Raw genomic sequence first — 17,103 nt, forward strand, 5'->3', positions numbered from 1 at the left:
GCATGAGCGAAAGTGATGAGATGGTCACGGAATTCTATTCGCAGGTGAACGACGATTTCTATCCGCTGATTATGGAGGGGACCGATCTGCTCGGTCAGGGGCGCGTGCAGGACGGGATAGAGGTTCTTGCGCGCCCGCTGCACACCATCAAGGGTGTTACGGGATTTATGAGCGGATTCGAGATCGCCTCCACCTTCACCCACAAGGTCGAGAGCTTTCTCAAGAAATTGCAGGCGGGCGAACTGGAGCACAGCGAGGAGAACATTACCGCCGCCATGCATGCCGTGACGCACGTTTTCCAGTTGCTGGACCAGATTCGCGAGATGGGCGAGCCGGACAAGGGCGAGATGGATTCCGTCCTCGACCGGCTGGAGAAGGCCTCCGGTGGCGGCGAGGGGGCTGCGACGGCTGCTGTCGGCAGCGTGGATATCGAAAGTTCCGATGGATGCATGGTGGCGCGCGTGTCGATGCCGCGCGTGCATCTGGACGCGCACCGGGAGATTCTGCGTGCCGCGCTTGGCGCTGTGGACTCCGGCATGCGCGTCGTCGTCGACCTTTCTGAAGTCCTCACCATGAACCGCGCCGGATTCGAGACGCTCGAAGAGTTCGCCGGACGCCTCGACCTGCGTGTGTCCGGCATGGGCCCCGGATGCAAGGGAACATTTTACGGCTGGGGGTTCGATTCATCGATTCGCGTGCAGGGCGTCGCGCCGGATACCGGCCCCACGCCCGATGACAATGGCGGGCTGAACTGATGAAGCAGAGCATCGAACAATGCATCGAGGCCCTTGAGGAGCGCATTCTCGTTCTCGAACAGGGACGGGTGAGTCCGGAGGCGCTAAGCGATGCGCTCGGACGCCTCGGTCTGCTGAACGTTCGCTATCCGTCGGCCAATGTGGCCACCCTCATGGATATGCTCATCGACGGCATCGCCCCTGTGACGCCGGAGATGGTCACGGCTTTTTTGAGCATGGCGGACGGGCAGCGCCAGCTGCTGTTTTCCATGGCGGGCATCGTGGAGGACCGCGCGGAGAAGATTCGGGAGTTGCGGGCCAGTGGCGAGTACGTGGAGCCGCAGGAGGCGGGCGGCGAGCGCAGCGACGCAGATGGCGCGCCCGGAAAGTCGTCCGCAACGGAGTCCGCGCCGCAGGATGCGGCGGCGTCCGCTACCGCCGATGACGAACATGCCGAAGTGTCCGCGCCCCAGCAGGCCGAGTCCGGAAAGGCCAAGGCCCAGCCAGCGGCACCAGCCAAAGGCGGCAAGGGCGGCTCCGAAATTTCGTCCATCCGCGTGAGCACCGAAAAGCTCGACACACTCATCGATTACGTGGGCAAGCTCATGACGCAGTATGCGGTCATCGCCCAGAATCCCTCGCTGGATGCCAAGGCCATCGCCGGGATGAAGGAGCTTGAGACCGTCATCGCCAGCATCAAGAACGAGGTGGAGAAGATACGCCTCGTGCCGCTCAAGCAGATTTTCACGCCAATGCATCGGCTGGTGAGCAGCCTGACCCTCAAGATGGGCAAGAAACTGCGTTTCGAGGTGGTTGGCGACGATCTCGAACTCGACAAGACCATCGTCGAGCACATCAACGAACCGTTGGTGCATCTGCTGCGCAATGCCGTGGACCACGGCATGGAGATGCCCGAGGACCGCGCCATGGCGGGCAAGGACGAGACCGGCACGCTGACGCTTTCCGCCGAACGGCGGGGCGACAAGGCCTTCATCACCGTGGAGGATGACGGCAAGGGCATCGACCCCGAACGGATACGGGCCAAGGCCGTGGAACGGGGACTCATGACCGGAGACGAGGTCATCGCTCCGGAGGAGGTACTGCGCTTCATCCTCAAGTCCGGATTCTCCACGGCGGAGAAGGTGACGGACGTGTCCGGCCGTGGCGTGGGCATGGATGCCGTGGCGCATTCCATCGAGGGCAAGCTCGGCGGAGAAATTTGCATTCGCAGCAACGTGGGGCAGGGCTCGGTTTTCACGCTGGCCATCCCTCTTGAGCGTTCCCTGTCCGAGGGCATCGTGGACGCGCTCATCGTGCGTCTGGCGGGCGAACTGTTCGTGGTGCCCAGCCAGTCCGTCCTTGAGGTCTACGCCGTGCGCAGGCGGGATATCGCGTCCATGCCGGGCGGGGAGGAAACCGTCGACGTGCGGGGCGAACTCTATTCGCTTTTCCGGCTGGACCGCTACTTCGGCCTTGCAGCCAGCGGTGGCGTCAATGGTTCCTCGCAGGCCGTGGTGATCAAGGTGGGCAACCGCCGCGCGGCCTTCCTTGTGGACGAGGTGCTGCGCCAGCAGCAGGTGGTGGTGGCCAACTTCACCATACCCGTCAAGGACATCTATCGCGTTCCCATACTCGGATACGGCATGATCGGCGAGCGCGACGCGCTTGTGCTCGATGTCGAGAGTCTGCTCGATTACATGCAGGCATAGGCGCGTGCCGGTGCCTTGGGCGAAAGGAGGTTCAACATGTTCGGAAATGTGAGCATTCGTTGGAAGACGCTAACGGTGGCCCTGGTTGGGCCTTTTTTGATGGGTATCGTTCTGACAGTGATGCAGGTGGCGGAAATCCGCGAGGGCGCGCATGAGACGATACTCGCCCGCAGCCGCGCCATCGTGCTCATGGCCGAGGCCGGGCGCGAGGAGATGGCCGCCAAGCTGAAAGCCGGGATTATGCAGCCCTTGGACCAGCTGCCTCCGGACAAGGTGCTGGACGCAGTGCCTGTCATTACCGCTCTGAACATGGCGCGCGCCAATGCCGAGAAGGCTGGCTACGAATTCCGGGTGCCGAAGATCGCCCCGCGCAATCCACAAAACGAGCCGACGCCCCTAGAGAGACGCGTTATCGAGGCGTTGAGGGGCGGAGCATTGGATGAGTATGTCGTGTACGAGGCCGACGCCATTCGCTATTTCCGGCCCATTCGGCTGACTGCGGAGTGTCTGCACTGCCATGGCGACCCGAAGGGAAGCGTCGATCCTACCGGAGGCATTCGCGAGGGATGGAAAGACGGCGACATTCACGGGGCCTTCGAGATTGTGAGTTCCCTTGAGGCCGCCAATCGCGAGATCGCCTCGGCGCAGTTGAGCACGGTGTCGTGGACATCGGTCTTGCTGGTCGGTTTGGCCGCGGTGGTTTGGCTCGTGATGCGCAGTAGCGTCATTGAGCCGATATCGGAGATGCAGTCCGTGGCGGGAGCCATGGCGCAGGGCGATTTCACGCGCAGGGTCACCCGGCGGGGCCGGGACGAGATGGGGCGCATGGCCGGGGCCTTCCGCGAGATGAGCGATAGGCTGCACAGCGTGGTCCGGGATGTGGGGCTGGCCTCGTCCAACGTCACCAATGGCAGTGTGGAGTTGCAGTCCGCGTCGCAGAGTCTGTCCGAAGGCGCGACGCGTCAGGCGGCGAGCGTGCAGGAAGTGTCGTCCTCCGTGGAGCAGATGACCGGCAACATCAGGCAGAATGCGGAGAATGCGCAGCAGGTGGAGCGCATCGCGGCCGAGGTGGCCGAGAAGGCGCAGGAAGGCGGCGACGCCGTGGCCGGAACGGTTGCGGCCATGCACAACATCGTCGAGAAGATCATGATCATCGAGGAGATTGCTCGGCAGACCAATCTTCTCGCACTGAATGCGGCCATCGAGGCGGCCCGGGCCGGGGAGCACGGCAAGGGCTTTGCCGTGGTGGCCGCCGAAGTCCGCAAGCTGGCCGAACGCAGTGGGCAGGCAGCACGCGAAATCAGCGAGATGTCCTCTTCCAGTGCGCAGGTTGCCGAAAAGGCGGGTGTGATCCTGCGGGAGCTGGTGCCGGGCATCCACCGTACGGCGGATCTGGTGCAGGAGATTTCCGCCGCCACGCGGGAGCAGCACATCGGGGCCGAGCAGATCAACAAGGCATTGCAGGAGTTGGATCAGGTGATTCAGGGCAATGCCGCCGCTTCGGAGCAGACGCTCGCGACGTCAGCCCAGCTGTCGAATCAGGCACGGGAGCTTGAGCGCATCATGGCGTTCTTCCGCATGGGCGCCTCCGGGGGCGAGGCCGGTCGGCATGTGACCTCTGATGGCGAAGAGCGCGAGGAGTAGCGCGGGGTGACGTGATTTCTGGTTGGTTTCAGAATAGCGAGCCGAGCGCTCTGGTCAGGTGTTCCACGCGCAGCCGCAGCTCGTCGAGGGCCTGCCGTGCGGTGCGCATATCCTCATCGCGCGCCGCGTTTTCCAGCCGCGCAGCGGCCATGAACACTTCCCCTTCGTCGAAGTAGCCGATGGTGCCCTTGAACGCGTGGGCGTGTTTCGCCAGCGCAGGGGCATCGTCGGCCTTCAGACGTTCTTCGAGATGCGTAAGTTTCTGTGCCGCATCGTTCAGGAACAGATCCACGTTTTCCTTCAGAAAGTCGCCGTTGCCGCCGAAGCTCATGGCCAGTCGGTCGGTGTCGAGCACGTAGCCGTCCGTGACGCGCTGCGCATTGTGCGACGCTGCGCCCTGTGCCTGCGCGGGCGCGAGCCGTTGGGCAATGTTGATGTTGCGCCGCAGCGCCTCGAAAAGCTCGTGAGGTCGGAAGGGCTTGGCGATGAAGTCATCCATTCCCGCCGCCAGTATGGTCGAGCGATCCTCGTCCGTGGCGTGGGCTGTCATCGCCACGATGGGCACGTGCCTCTCCCGCTTCGCGTCGTGCTCCCGGATGCGGCCGGTGGCTTCCAGTCCGTCCATGACCGGCATCTGCACGTCCATAAGGATGACGTCGAAGTCCTCGTTTTCGTACAACTCTACGGCCTGTTTGCCGTTAGTTGCCACGGAGGCGTCCAGCCCGAAGGTTCGCAGCATGTTGACGGCGACGTTGCGGTTGATCTCCATGTCCTCGACGAGGAGGATTCGCGGTTTTGCGGAGTCCGGATGGCCGTTGAGCATCGGGGGAGCGGTCGGTTCGGCCATCGCCCGGACGAGGGAGCGCCGAAGTTGGTCCGCGAGGACGGGTTTTGCGATGATGTCCGTGACGCCATGTCGGCGCAGGGCCAGCAGGTCCTGCGGCTCGTCCGTCGAGGACAGGACGATGAGCGGAATGTTCGCGTAATGCGGAAGACGGCGCAGGCTACGGGCGAACGACGCCCCTGACAGGTCCGGGAGGTCGCGGTCCGCGAGAACGGCGTCGATGCGTTCATTGCGCTCGAAGGAGGTCTGGAGCAGATCGAGGGCCTCTTTGCCGGTTGTGGCGACAATGGGACGGATGCCGAGCTGTTCGAGTGATGTCCGCAGATATTTTCGGCTGGCGCGTCCACCGTCAACGATGAGGCCCCTGCGGCCGCGCAGGGTGATCTGTGAGCCGGGAGTTGGCGGTGGAAGCGGGATGGGTGATTTCGCGAATTCGATGGTGAAGGTGAATGTGCTGCCCTGCGTGTGGGCGCTTTCGACGGTGATGGCCCCCCCCATCTGGCGGACGAGTTCCGCGGCTATGGTCAGCCCGAGCCCCGTGCCGCCGTAGCGCCGCGTCGTGGAGCCGTCGGCCTGTTCGAAGGACTTGAAGATGGCTTCCCGCTTGTCGCTGTCGATGCCTATGCCCGTGTCGCTGACGGCGAAGACGATGATGGCGCTGGTGGGGCTTTCCTCCGTCATGCTGGCGGCCACGGAGATTTCGCCTTCTTCGGTGAATTTCACGGCGTTCGAGGCGATGTTGCCGAGTATCTGCCCAAGGCGGGCGCGGTCGCCCAGCAGCATGTCGGGGACGTTTTCGTCGATGCGGATGACGAAGTGCAGCCCCTTGCGCGCGGCCTCGAACGAGTGGGGATGGAGGATGTCGAAGATGCTGTCGCGCAGGCTGAAGGGGATGGTCTCGAATTCGATGTTGCCGTTCTCGATCCGCGCGAAGTCTAGAATGTCGGTGATGATGGCGAGCAGCGCGTCGCCCGATTGGCGGATGCCAGAGACGTATTCCCGCTGCCGATGCGTGAGGTGCGTGTTGGCGAGCAATTCCGTCATACCGATCACGCCGTTGAGCGGTGTGCGGATTTCGTGGCTCATGTTGGTCATGAAGACGGTCTTTGCCCGGTTTGCAGCGTTGGCTTCGTCGCGCATGCGGACGAGGTCGCGCTCCATGGACCGGCGTTCGGACATGTCGCGCAGGATGACCTGCACGATGTTCCTGTCCACGAGCCTGCAACTCAATTCCGCCGGGAAGGACGAACCGTCCTTGCGCAGCATGTCCAGCTCGGTCCGCCAGGTCTCGCCGTTGGCTATGCCGATCACCCCTTGTGTGAAGCGGTCCGCATCCTGCGGGGTGAAGAGCAGGGATGGCGTTTGCCCGCCGAATTCTTCCGCATCATATCCCAGCAGTTCCCGGGCGCTTGGGTTGCCTTCGATGACGCTGGCGTTTTTGTCGTGCAGGATGATGCCGTCCGAGGCGTGCTCGTAGAGGGCGCGGAAACGGCGTTCGCTCTGGGTGAGAGCTTGTTCGGCATGCTTGCGCTCCGAGATGTCCCGCACGGAGAGGCACAGGAAATTCTGCTCGTCGAGGCATATGAAGGTGGTCGAGATTTCCACGGGGAAGACGAGACCTGTTCTGGTCTTTGCGAGGGTCTCGAAAATCGCCGGTGCCTGCCGTTCCAGGCTGGCCCACGTTTCCGTCCATGGACGCTGCGCGAGTTCCGGATGGACATCCCCCACGGTGAGGGCGAGCAGTTCCTGCTGATCGAAATCCAGAAGGCGGGCCATCGAGTCGTTGGCGAAGATGTGCGTGCCGTCTTGCCGGACCCACAGAATGCCGTCCTGCGAATTTTCGAGGGATGTCTGCGCCAGACGCAGGTCGCGCTCGGCCTGCTTCTGGGCCGTGATGTCCACATGGGTGCCCGTGGCCCGCAGTGGCCGTCCGTCGTCGGCATGCTCAACGGTTTGCCCGCGCGAGAGTATCCAGCGGAATTCGCCCTGCGCGTTGCGGATGCGGTAGGCGATCTCGAAGGTATTCCCGTGTTGTCGCGGATCGCGCATGCTCGATGCCAGTCTGCCTCTGTCCGCCGGGTGGACGAAGGCCACCCAGTCCTCAGCCCGCGCGGGGACGCTTGTGGTGTCGTAGCCGAGGCTGTTCCAGAACGACGGGCTGGTGTAGGCTTCGCCGGTTTCGAGGTTCCAGTCCCACATGCCTTCGGCGGCGGCCTTGGTCGCGTTGCGGTAGCGTTCGCCCGTTTCCCGTAGTGCATGTTCCGCCGTGGAGCGGGTAGAGGCCATGATGAGGATTTCCGCGACACGGGAGAGCAGCGGCTGTCCCTCTTCGCCCCATGGCGGAGCGCTTCTGCCCGAATCGACGGATATGCCGCCGATGGGTTTTCCGGAAAAGATGAGCGGGACATGAAGGATGCTGCGGACGCCGTGGCGTTCGACAAGCTCCGTCTGTTGAGGGGACGCCAGCGCGAAGGCCGACGTGTCGCGGATGTCCTGCGGTTGGCCGTCGGCGAAGGCCATTGCGAGGGTCGGAAACAGGGAGATGTGTTTTCCTTCCAGGGCCTGTCGTGCCGGTGGGATGTTACCTGCGCACCATTCGTGCGTTACGGAGAGGCTTTCTCCATCGGGCTTGAATTCCACAAGGCGGCAGTGGTCTGCGCGTAGGTGCCTGCCGATGTGGGGCAGGGCTTCCGAGATGGCTGTGGCAAAGTCGTTCTCGATCATGAGCAGGGAAACACGGGAGACGAGTTGGTCGGCCTCGGCCATGCGGCGCAATGATTCCTCGGTTTTCGTCCTTTGGGCTACCTCGCGTGAGAGGCGGCCGTTCCAGTACACGCTGAGGAGCAAGCCCGCCGCGACGCAGCCCATGGCCGCGAGCAGCATGGGGCTTGGCGTCCAGGTGCTGTGGATGTTGATCCATTTCTCGCGGATGGCGGTGATTTCCCTTTCCTTGATCGAGATGATGGCCTTGTCGATGATGGCGGGCAACTCTGGCCAGTCGTTACGGATTGCGAAGCGGTACTCCTCGTTGAAATCGGTCGTGAAGGCCGTGCGCAGATTGGTGACGCCTGGTTTCGAAAGGTCATGGCTGGCGTGGGGCATGCTGGCGAACATGGCGTCCGCCGCGCCGGAGGCGACAAGCTCAAGGGCGGCGCGGGCATCCGGCGTTGGAATGTAGCGCAGGTCCGGATGGCGAGAGAGGAGTTGGCGGAGCATGGGAGAATCCCCGGTGATCGCAATGAGCCTGTCGGTCAGCGAATCCATGGCCGTGATGTCGCGTTGGCCTTCGCGGACGATGACGACGCCGGGGAGCCGGAGGAATGGTGCGGAAGGAAGAAGACGTTCGCCGCCAGTTGCGGAGGTGTCCGTGGCGACACGCATGTCCGCGAGGTCATGCTCGATGGCGTCTGTGGGGGTGGCCGCAGGGACGGACTCGAAGCGGATGCCGAGGCGGGTTGCGATGAGGGCGAGGATGTCGTGGGTGATTCCGCGAAATTCTCCGTCGTCGATGAATCCCAGCGGACGGTCGTCGGGCGCGACGGCCATGCGGATGACGGGATGCACGGCCAGCCATTTCTTTTCGTGTTCCGTGAGGCCGAGATCGTCCCGACGCGGGCGGAAGTGGCGAAGTGACGTGTCCTTGATCCAGCGGGCTTCGATTTCGGCGAGTTCCGCATGGCTGATGGACTGAAACCCTTTTCGGACAAGTGCGGAAAGGTGTGGCGTCGCATGGGGAATGGCGGGGTGGAGCATGCTTCGGATGATGGCCGAGGGCGACACGTTGAAATCCGCAGATAGGCCAAGGGCAGTCAGCCGGGAATCCATGACCGGGGCCGGACCGGCGAATGCGCCGATTCGCCCTTCATGTGCGGCGAGGATCATCTGTTCCGGACTGCCAAAGAAGATGATGCGCGCGTCGGGGATTTTTTGTTGCAGGTGACTTCCTGTTGGCGAATTGGCGATGACGCCCACATCCCATCCGCCGAGGCCTTGTGGGGTTGCTTTGGGGCCATGGCCGACTGGCGAATAGAGATGGATGCCCGTCTCGTAAATGGCGGGGGCGAAGTCGAAGCGATCACGCAGTTCCTGCGTCGGCGCGAGGGCTGCATGGATGTCTGCGCGTCCACTGGCGATGGCTGCAAGGGCCTCCTGTGTGTTGGCGGGCAGAAACCGTACCTCGCGTTGCGTACGCTGCGCCCAGAGCTGCCAGATGTCCACGAGGAGTCCCGCAGCCTTGCCGCTGGCCCCGATGTAAGCCAGCGGAGGTGCGTCGCTGTCCATGGTCACGATGATGGGGGGCTCGCCGTTTGGGGGCGTTGAATTCGTCTGGGATGCCGATGCGCCAGCCGTCGCGAGGGCAACGGTTATGAAAAGCGCGAAGATTAGAACCTTCGGGCCGTTTCGTGTTGGAGTATCGGCTGCCTGGCGGAGGATGTTCATCATCAATCATTACATGAATGGAGAATGCGCAGGCAAGAGGAATGCGCCAGTATGCGGAGGTGGAGTGGGTTGAATGCCTTGAATATTGTCATTGGCGTCATGTGATGTCCTTTGGAATTGAAGGATGTTTTGCGTCATTCTTTTCTTTTGTGTGTTGCCGTCCGGAATGATGGCTGCTTTTTTGCGGTGCGCGAGACTTGTGCGGTCCGCCATGATGAATGGATTGACATCGCTTGCGTGATTCATGACATTGAACATGGACCCATGATCGCCGATAGTTCCTGCCACATAACGGTTTTCAGTTGATTGCCCAGAAATTCTCCCTGCCGTCGCGAAGGGTTCCCGGTGAAACATGGAGGCATTCGCAACACAAGGAGGTCATCATGAAGAAGAAGCCTGGAAAGGGCATCGAGAAGCTTGAGGACCGGATCGCTCCGGGCATGATCGGGGCAGAGTTCGCGGAAGGCGCGGAGGCGATGACCGGCACCGATGCCCCGGATGATTTTCATCCTGAGGACATGGGACCGGAACTGACGCCCGAGGAGATGACGAAGCTGGATGAATTCGCACAGCAGCTTCAGGGGGACATGAGTCCCGACGAGGTGCGCGGGATTTTCGATGGCTGGGCAGACGGCTTGCCCCCCGATGCGCCCATTGAGGAGATTCGGGCCGGGTTCGAGGAGAGCTTCAGCCAGTGGGTTGCCGATGGCGCGCCGCCGTTCCCCGATGAGGGCCTGACCGCCGAGGAACTTATGCATGGTCCCGGGTTCCTTCCTTCGCCAGATATGCCACCGGACATGCCACCGGACATGCCACCCGAGGGTGGAGAGTACATGCCGCCGGGTGGTGAAGGCTATATGCCCCCGGGCGGCGAGGGTGGCGAGTACATGCCGCCGGAAGGCGAATACGCCGGGCCTGCGCCGGGTGAGGAGTACATGCCTCCCGATGACGGCGGAATGTATCCGCCACCGGAGGGCGAAGGCTACATGCCACCCGAGGGTGGAGACTATATGCCTCCGGGCGATGAAGGCTACATGCCCCCGGGTGGCGAGGGTGGCGAGTACATGCCTCCGGAGGGCGAATACGCCGGGCCTGCGCCGGGCGGGGAATACATGCCTCCCGATGACGGTGGAATGTATCCGCCACCAGAGGGCGAGGGCTACATGCCGCCCGAGGGTGGAGACTATATGCCCCCGGGTGATGAAGGGGGAATGCCCCCGGGTGACGAAGGGGGAATGCCTCCGGGCGATGAGGGCTACATACCCCCGGGTGGCGAGGGTGGCGAGTACATGCCTCCCGATGACGGCGGAATGTACCCGCCACCAGAGGGCGAGGGCTACATGCCGTCCGAGGGTGGAGACTATATGCCCCCGGGTGACGAAGGGGGAATGCCTCCGGGCGATGAAGGCTACATGCCCCCGGGCGGCGAGGGTGGCGAGTACATGCCGCCGGAGGGCGAATACGCCGGGCCTGCGCCGGGTGAGGAGTACATGCCTCCCGATGACGGTGGAATGTACCCGCCACCGGAGGGTGAGGGCTACATGCCGCCCGAGGGTGGAGACTATATGCCTCCGGGTGATGAAGGCGGAATGCCTCCGGGTGATGAAGGCTATATGCCTCCGGGCGGCGAGGGTGGCGAGTACATGCCGCCGGAAGGCGAATATGCCGGGCCTGCGCCGGGTGAGGAATACATGCCTCCCGATGACGGCGGAATGTATCCGCCACCGGAAGGCGAAGGCTACATGCCGCCCGAGGGTGGAGACTATATGCCCCCGGGTGACGAAGGGGGAATGCCTCCGGGCGATGAGGGCTACATGCCCCCGGGCGGCGAGGGTGATATGGAACACTTCGAGCCTTCGCCCGAGTTGAAGGCGCAGGCCGAGCAGTTCGCGTCGCAGCTTCAGGGCGAGATGACACCCGACGAGGCCAAGGCTCTCATGGACGACTTCATCGCGGGCCTGCCGCCGGATGCCCCGGTCGATGACATCGCGGCGCAGTTGCAGGCCGGTTTCGATCAGTGGGTGGCCGATGGCGCGCCCCCGTTCCCGCCAGACGGCATGACGGCCGATGAGCTCTTCGGCGGTCCGCACGAGGGCGAACACATGGATGATCACCACGATTACGGCGGCGAGGAAGGCCCCTTCATGGAGGGCGATATGGGCCATGTGCCCCCGCCGCATCCCGACGGATACGTCAACGAGTTTATCTCGCCGCTGTTCGATGGCGAACCGGCTGGCGCGGACGGAGAACCGGCATGGGGGCTCGACTACAACGCGGCCGATCCCTCGGCCAGCACGTGGACGCTGCCTCTCTCGCCGGATGCAGTGGACATGGGTGCCAATCAGTTCACGGTCCCGGCGGACATGGTTGATTCGTCCTCGCCCCTGCCGCCCGAGGCAACGCCCAATCCCGACGGCTCCTACACGATCAACTCCTGGCCGATTTCTGATATGGTGGACAATGGCGACGGCACCATCACCCTGATGGTCGACATAGGCGCTCCGCCCGAGGGACCGCCTGTCTAGGATTCCTGTGGCGGAGCGTCGTTGCTGGAAACGGCGCTCCGCCATGCCGGGCCGTTGCATTCTGGGGCAGTTCCCGAGGGACGGGAGCATGCCTGCCCGCGTGTCGAAACATCCGCATTCGGACGGTTGTCGTCCGCATGGAGGAGCGTGAGGCATGGACAGTCCCGAATCCATGGACACACAGTGCAATCGGGCGATTACCGATGACGAATTGCCGTCCGATCCCGTCGAACGCGCGCAGCATCTCGAACGGCGTTTGGCGCGGTGCAAGCTCGCCCGTGATCTGACGCGCGAATTCGTTTCCACCACGGACATGAAGCGGCTCATGGGCGTGATCTTCCAGCGCGTGCTGGAGGCGATAAACGCCGAGGCCGGTTCCCTGTGGATGGTGGACTGGCGCACGCGCGAGAGCGTGTGTCATCAGGCCGAGGGACCGGCGGCGGACAAGGTGCTCGGCCTGCGGCTCCCGCTGGGCAAGGGCGTGGTCGGCAAGGTCATTCAGGAAAATTCGCCGCAGGTCGTGCTCGACACCACCCGCGACGAGCGCTTTGCCGCGGATGTGGATAAGACCTCGGGCTTCACCACCAAGTCCATGATCTGCGTTCCCCTCGTCGTGGACTGCCACGTCTACGGCGCTATCCAGATTCTCAACAAGAAGAGCGGCTTCGAGAGCCGTTTCACCAACGACGACTTTCTCCTCGTGCAGGATATCGCGGGCAGCGCTGCCATTTCCATCAAGAACGCCCGGCTTCTCGAATCCGAGAGCAAGGTCAAGGAGATGGGGATACTGCTGCGCATCTCGCGGCAGGTGTCGTCCACGCTGGATCTGAATCAGGTTCTCGGCCTTGTGGTCAATATGACGGGCGAGCTTGTGGAATTGAGTCTTGGCGCGGTGGGCCTGCTCGATGAATCGAAGAACAGCCTGATGCTCGCGGCCCTGTCCGGCGAGACGTCCATAGATGCGGGCGATTCCCGCCAGAAGGCCATGCTCGCGCTTATGGAGAAGACGCGCGAGGCTGGCCGTACCGTCTACGTTCGCGATCGTGAAAGCTACACGCGGCAGATGCGCGGGCAGCGGACCGTGTGGTTGGAATACCTCGAAGGCAACGGCCTTGAATCCGTGTGGGCCATGCCCCTTTCCGACGAGGAAGGGCAGCTTGGCGTCCTGTGGTTCGAGAGTGCGACGCCCGGCTTCGCGGATGGTGGCAAGGCCGACCTGCTGTCGATCCTTGCCAATCAGACCGCGGTGGCCGTGCGCAATGCCAGCCTCTATCAGCGCGTGCCCTTTGCCGAAACCCTCGGAAAGGTTGCGGAGCGCGGGCAGCGGGCGTTCGCCGGGTGGCGCAAGTGGGCGGTCGCCGGAGCCGTGGCGCTGGTGCTTCTGCTTGCGCTGCATCTCGTGCCCCGTTTCCGCTCGTTTACCGGCGATTGCGAGGTGGAAGCGCGGCTGGGCTACGGTGTTTTCCTGCAAGTGGCGGGGACGGTGGCCGAGGTTGTCGTGAAGGAGGGGGACACCGTTCGCGAGGGCGATATGCTGGCCCGGCTGGACCCCGCACCGCTGCGTCTGCGTCTGACGCAGGCGTCGTCGCAGCTTGCGGTGGTGGAGCGTAAGATCGTGGAGGCTCGCGCGGCGGGTAGCGCCGCCGAGGTCCGGCGACTGGCGGCCGAGCGCGAGGCGCTGCGGGCCGAGGCCATCAAGGCCGGGGCCGACCTCGGCAAGGTGGACATCCGTGCCCCGCGTGGCGGGGTGGTGCTGTCCACAGGGCTGGAGGAGCTGGTGGGCGCGAGTCTGCCGGTGGGCGCGGAACTGCTGCGGCTCGCGGAATCCGGCAAGCTGACCGTGGTGGTGCAGGTGCCGGAGGATGTGGTCATGGACATCGCCGTGGGGCAGGACGTGGTGGGGGCGGTGCGCTCCGCGCCGAACCTGCGCTTTCGCGGGCGGGTGGCGCATGTGGGGCGGTCCTACAGTCTGCCCGCCGAGGCCGCCGAGTCTTCCGGAAATGGGGAATCTGGCGAGATAGGGCGCGAGGCCTTCGTGGCCGAGGTGGAGGTGACGGAATCCGAGGTGGCGTTGCGTCCCGGCATGAGCGGCAAGGCGCGCGTGGCGACGCCGGGCGTGTCCGTGGTGCTGCGGCAGTTGCGCCGTGTGGTCAACCTGCTGGCCTTCTGGCTGGGACCGTAGGCGGAGGGCGCCATGGCCGACATCATTCCCCAGCCTCTGCGTGACGATCTGAAAATACGCAGGCAGGTGCTGTCCAACGAGACGTGGTACGTGGTCAAGGAGCCGGAACGTCAGCAGTATTTCCGGTTCGACCCCGGCCAGTACGGCATGCTGGAACTTTTTGACGGGCATAGCAGCCTGTCGCGGCTGGTGAGCGCCTTTAATGCGAAGAGCGAGGAATACGAGTACGATAGGGATTCCGCCGTGGCGCTCTACAATTCCGCGCGCGAATACCGCCTGTTGCGCCGTACGCGTGAGGAGGAGAACGCCGCGCTTGTCGAGCGCCTGCGCGAGACGCACAAGCAGCGGTTCCTGCAACGGCAGGGTTCGTTGCTCTTCATGCGGTTCCATGTCTACGATCCCGACGCCCTGTTCGACCGCATCATCGACCGTATCCGCTTCATGTGGAGCCCTGCGGTGGTTCACGTCTGCGTCGGCCTCATGCTTCTGGCGCTGGTTCTCGTCTTCGTGGAACATAGGCGATTCGCCAGCGATTTCCTTGAGGTGTCGTCGTACGTCTTCGGCAGCCTGACGGGGCTACTCACGGCGTGGCCGCTCATCCTCGTCGTCATCGCCTTGCACGAGTTCGCCCACGGCCTGACATGCAAGAACTTCGGCGGCGAGGTTCACGACATGGGCTTCCTGCTCCTCGTGCTCATCAATCCCTGCATGTACTGCAACGTCAACGACGCATGGCTCTTCGAGAACAAGCGCCACAAGATGTACGTGGTCTTCGCCGGGGTCTACTTCGAACTGCTTCTCGGTTCGCTTGCGGTGTTCGTGTGGTTCTTCACGGACGTCGGCGCGCTGGTCGGGCGGCTGGCCTTTGTGGTCATCACGGTGTGCATCTCCGCCACGGTGCTTTTCAATCTCAATCCGCTCATGAAGCTCGACGGCTACTATCTGCTGTCCGACTACATGGAACTGCCCAACCTGCGGCAGAATTCGCTGTCCATGCTCTCGTGGGGGCTCAAGCGCCACCTGCTGCGTATGCCCGTGGACGCGCCGATGGAGCCGTCCCCGCGTGAGACGCGCATCTTCATCACCTACGGAGCGGGGATGTGCCTGTATCTGGGGACGGTATTCGGCAAGATACTGTCCATGGGCTACGGCTTCGCGCGGTCCAAGGGCTTTGTGGCCGTGCTGATCTTTTATTGGCTTGTGTTTCGCCTGTTTTCGAAGCTGCTCGGATCGTGGCCCGGCACGCTGAAGGCGCTGGTGGTCCGGTCCTTCTGGAAGGGCGGGCGTCGGCGGTTCACCGTGGGGGCGTTGGCCGTGCTGGCCGTGATTCTCGCCGTGTGGTCGCCGCGCATGCGCGTTTACGCGCCGTGCGAGGTCGGGGCGCAGATGATCGTCGTTCACGCGCCGGAGTCCGGTTTCGTTACATCCGTGGCCTACGGTCAGGACCGCCTGCCGCGTTGTGCGCCGGGGGATGTGCTGCTGGCCCTGTCATCGCCGGACCTCGAACTTGAACGGCGGCAGCTGGAGGCCCGGCGTGAGGCGCAGGAATTGGAGCGGCGCATGGCGGGGCTTTCCGGACAGGGCGGTGCGCTACGGCGCTTGGCCGCCCGCGAGATGGCCCTCGTAGCCGAGGCGCGCCTGCTTGACGCGCGGACCTCGGCCCTTGCCGTGCGCCTGCCGCAGGGGAGATGGATCGTGGACGGTCCACCGCCGCGTTCGCTTTTCGGGCGGCATTACGCCAAGGGCGAAACGGTGCTCTCGCTTATTCCGCGCGAGAGTCGCGTGGCTGATGTGATTATCGACCAGACTGACCTGTCGTATGTGGCGGTGGGGCAGGAGGTGCGCGTTCTGCTGCCGTCCGGGCCGGTTGGAACCATTGCTGGCGTGGTGCAGAGCATCGCCGAGGTTGGGCAGAAGGACGGGGTGACGCGTCGCTTCGACGTGCGCGTGCATGTGCCCCTCGCTGCGGATGGGCCGGAACCGCCGCCTGGCATCGGGGGCATGGCGGTCATCATGGGCGAGCCGCGCCCGCTGTGGCAGCATGTGCTGCGGCCGCTCAAACGAATGACGAGGTATGACCTGTGGCTATGAGAAACGTCGCGCGTTGGCTTGAGGTCTTTCGTCTCGCGTTGCTCACGGTGGTGTGTGGGCTTGTTCTTGCTGTGCCGTGGACTGTGGCGGCGCAGGATGGTTCGCCGGGTGGGGCCGCCACCATTGTCCAGACCGGGGCGCAGAGCGTGGGCGGCGTGGTGCGTCCGCTGCGGCGGGCGGTGCTGTCCTTTGCCCGGGATGGCCTCATCGTATTCCTCGCCGCCGAGGGGGCCGAAGTCGCCGCTGGCGACGTGCTGGGGCGGCTGGATGAACGTCAGGCTGTGGCGAATCTGCGCAACGCCCGCATCCGTACTGAGGCCGCCGCCATCGGCGTGGATGAGGCCCGCCACGACCGCGACGTGCAGAAGGATTTGCTGAAGGACGACATCATCACCGAGGAGGCATACAGGAATCTGGAGATCAAGGTGCGCTACTCGCAGATGCAGCAGCGCAGTTCCGAGGCCGCCGAGGCTGTGGCGGAGCTGGACGTGGACGATTGCACGCTACGTGCGCCGTTTTCCGGCGTGGTGGCCCGCGCCGAGGGCAACGTGGCGGAGTGGGCCGGGCGGGGCAAGCCGATCATGGAACTGGTGGACGTGACGCATCTTGAACTGACCACGGACATCCCGCCGGAACTGGCGCGCTCCCTTGCCACTGGGACCGAGGTCGCCATTCGCGATGCGGGGGAGGCCGTGGGGCTGGCGACGGTGCGCGTGATGCTGCCGCTTCTCGATCCGGCCAGCGGTCTGCGCCGCGTGATCTGGGACGTTCGACCCGCTGCGGATGTGCTTTCCGGGCGGTATGTGGTGCTCGATTCGTGGTGGCAATGATTTTTGCCATTGCTATTCGAGGATGGGTCTGTTAGAAACCCCGGTTCGCGCTCCGGCGCGGGGCTGGCCCAATGGTTCGAGCCTCCCCATCAAAAGCTGTTTTT

General features: G+C 63.8%; 9 protein-coding genes. 7 read left to right on the forward strand and 2 right to left on the reverse strand.

Features of this window, described 5'->3' with window-relative positions; genetic code table 11:
* Positions 1-2 precede the first annotated feature (2 nt).
* From GGQ74_RS00815 to GGQ74_RS00825, 3 genes are all read left to right on the forward strand, one after another.
* Positions 3-755 carry an Hpt domain-containing protein gene (locus GGQ74_RS00815; protein WP_167939654.1) on the forward strand — a complete coding sequence of 251 codons (753 nt, stop codon included), beginning with the start codon at positions 3-5 and terminating at the stop codon, positions 753-755.
* Positions 755-2,443, forward strand: a complete 1,689-nt coding sequence (locus GGQ74_RS00820; RefSeq protein WP_167939655.1) for a chemotaxis protein CheA — start codon at positions 755-757, stop codon at positions 2,441-2,443. The genes GGQ74_RS00815 and GGQ74_RS00820 overlap by 1 nt, the downstream gene beginning before the upstream one ends.
* Positions 2,444-2,542: 99 nt before the next feature.
* Complete coding sequence (locus GGQ74_RS00825; RefSeq protein WP_167939656.1) at positions 2,543-4,087, forward strand: methyl-accepting chemotaxis protein; 1,545 nt, start codon at positions 2,543-2,545, stop codon at positions 4,085-4,087.
* 28 nt (positions 4,088-4,115) lie between these two features.
* On the opposite strand, the gene GGQ74_RS00830 is transcribed toward GGQ74_RS00825, so the two are convergent.
* Positions 4,116-9,212, reverse strand: coding sequence for a response regulator (locus GGQ74_RS00830; protein WP_245168154.1), 5,097 nt, complete (start codon positions 9,210-9,212; stop codon positions 4,116-4,118).
* Between the two features lie 168 nt (positions 9,213-9,380).
* On the reverse strand, positions 9,381-9,725 hold the full coding sequence (locus GGQ74_RS00835) for a hypothetical protein (RefSeq protein ID WP_167939658.1): 345 nt from the start codon (positions 9,723-9,725) through the stop codon (positions 9,381-9,383).
* Positions 9,726-9,754: 29 nt separating this feature from the next.
* On the opposite strand from GGQ74_RS00835, the gene GGQ74_RS00840 reads away from it, so the two are divergent.
* The 4 genes from GGQ74_RS00840 to GGQ74_RS00855 all read left to right on the forward strand — a co-directional run bounded on the left by GGQ74_RS00840 (position 9,755) and on the right by GGQ74_RS00855 (position 16,999).
* Positions 9,755-11,896 carry a hypothetical protein gene (locus tag GGQ74_RS00840; protein WP_167939659.1) on the forward strand — a complete coding sequence of 714 codons (2,142 nt, stop codon included), beginning with the start codon at positions 9,755-9,757 and terminating at the stop codon, positions 11,894-11,896.
* Positions 11,897-12,050: 154 nt separating this feature from the next.
* On the forward strand, positions 12,051-14,078 hold the full coding sequence (locus tag GGQ74_RS00845) for a GAF domain-containing protein (RefSeq protein ID WP_167939660.1): 2,028 nt from the start codon (positions 12,051-12,053) through the stop codon (positions 14,076-14,078).
* 12 nt (positions 14,079-14,090) lie between these two features.
* A complete protein-coding gene (locus tag GGQ74_RS00850) occupies positions 14,091-16,169 on the forward strand; it encodes an HlyD family efflux transporter periplasmic adaptor subunit (protein ID WP_167939661.1) in 2,079 nt (692 codons plus the stop codon).
* Positions 16,160-16,999, forward strand: a complete 840-nt coding sequence (locus GGQ74_RS00855; protein WP_167939662.1) for an RND family efflux transporter — start codon at positions 16,160-16,162, stop codon at positions 16,997-16,999. The genes GGQ74_RS00850 and GGQ74_RS00855 overlap by 10 nt, the downstream gene beginning before the upstream one ends.
* The last annotated feature ends 104 nt before the right edge of the window (positions 17,000-17,103 follow it).

The sequence above is a fragment of the Desulfobaculum xiamenense genome (assembly GCF_011927665.1).
GTDB lineage: Bacteria > Desulfobacterota > Desulfovibrionia > Desulfovibrionales > Desulfovibrionaceae > Desulfobaculum > Desulfobaculum xiamenense.

Coding starts and splice junctions, on each gene's coding strand:
- GGQ74_RS00815 (WP_167939654.1), top strand. CDS start 3: ATGAGCGAAAGTGATGAGATGGTCACGGAATTCTATTCGCAGGTGAAC.
- GGQ74_RS00820 (WP_167939655.1), top strand. CDS start 755: ATGAAGCAGAGCATCGAACAATGCATCGAGGCCCTTGAGGAGCGCATT.
- GGQ74_RS00825 (WP_167939656.1), top strand. CDS start 2,543: ATGGGTATCGTTCTGACAGTGATGCAGGTGGCGGAAATCCGCGAGGGC.
- GGQ74_RS00830 (WP_245168154.1), bottom strand. CDS start 9,212: ATGGACAGCGACGCACCTCCGCTGGCTTACATCGGGGCCAGCGGCAAG.
- GGQ74_RS00835 (WP_167939658.1), bottom strand. CDS start 9,725: ATGTTTCACCGGGAACCCTTCGCGACGGCAGGGAGAATTTCTGGGCAA.
- GGQ74_RS00840 (WP_167939659.1), top strand. CDS start 9,755: ATGAAGAAGAAGCCTGGAAAGGGCATCGAGAAGCTTGAGGACCGGATC.
- GGQ74_RS00845 (WP_167939660.1), top strand. CDS start 12,051: ATGGACAGTCCCGAATCCATGGACACACAGTGCAATCGGGCGATTACC.
- GGQ74_RS00850 (WP_167939661.1), top strand. CDS start 14,091: ATGGCCGACATCATTCCCCAGCCTCTGCGTGACGATCTGAAAATACGC.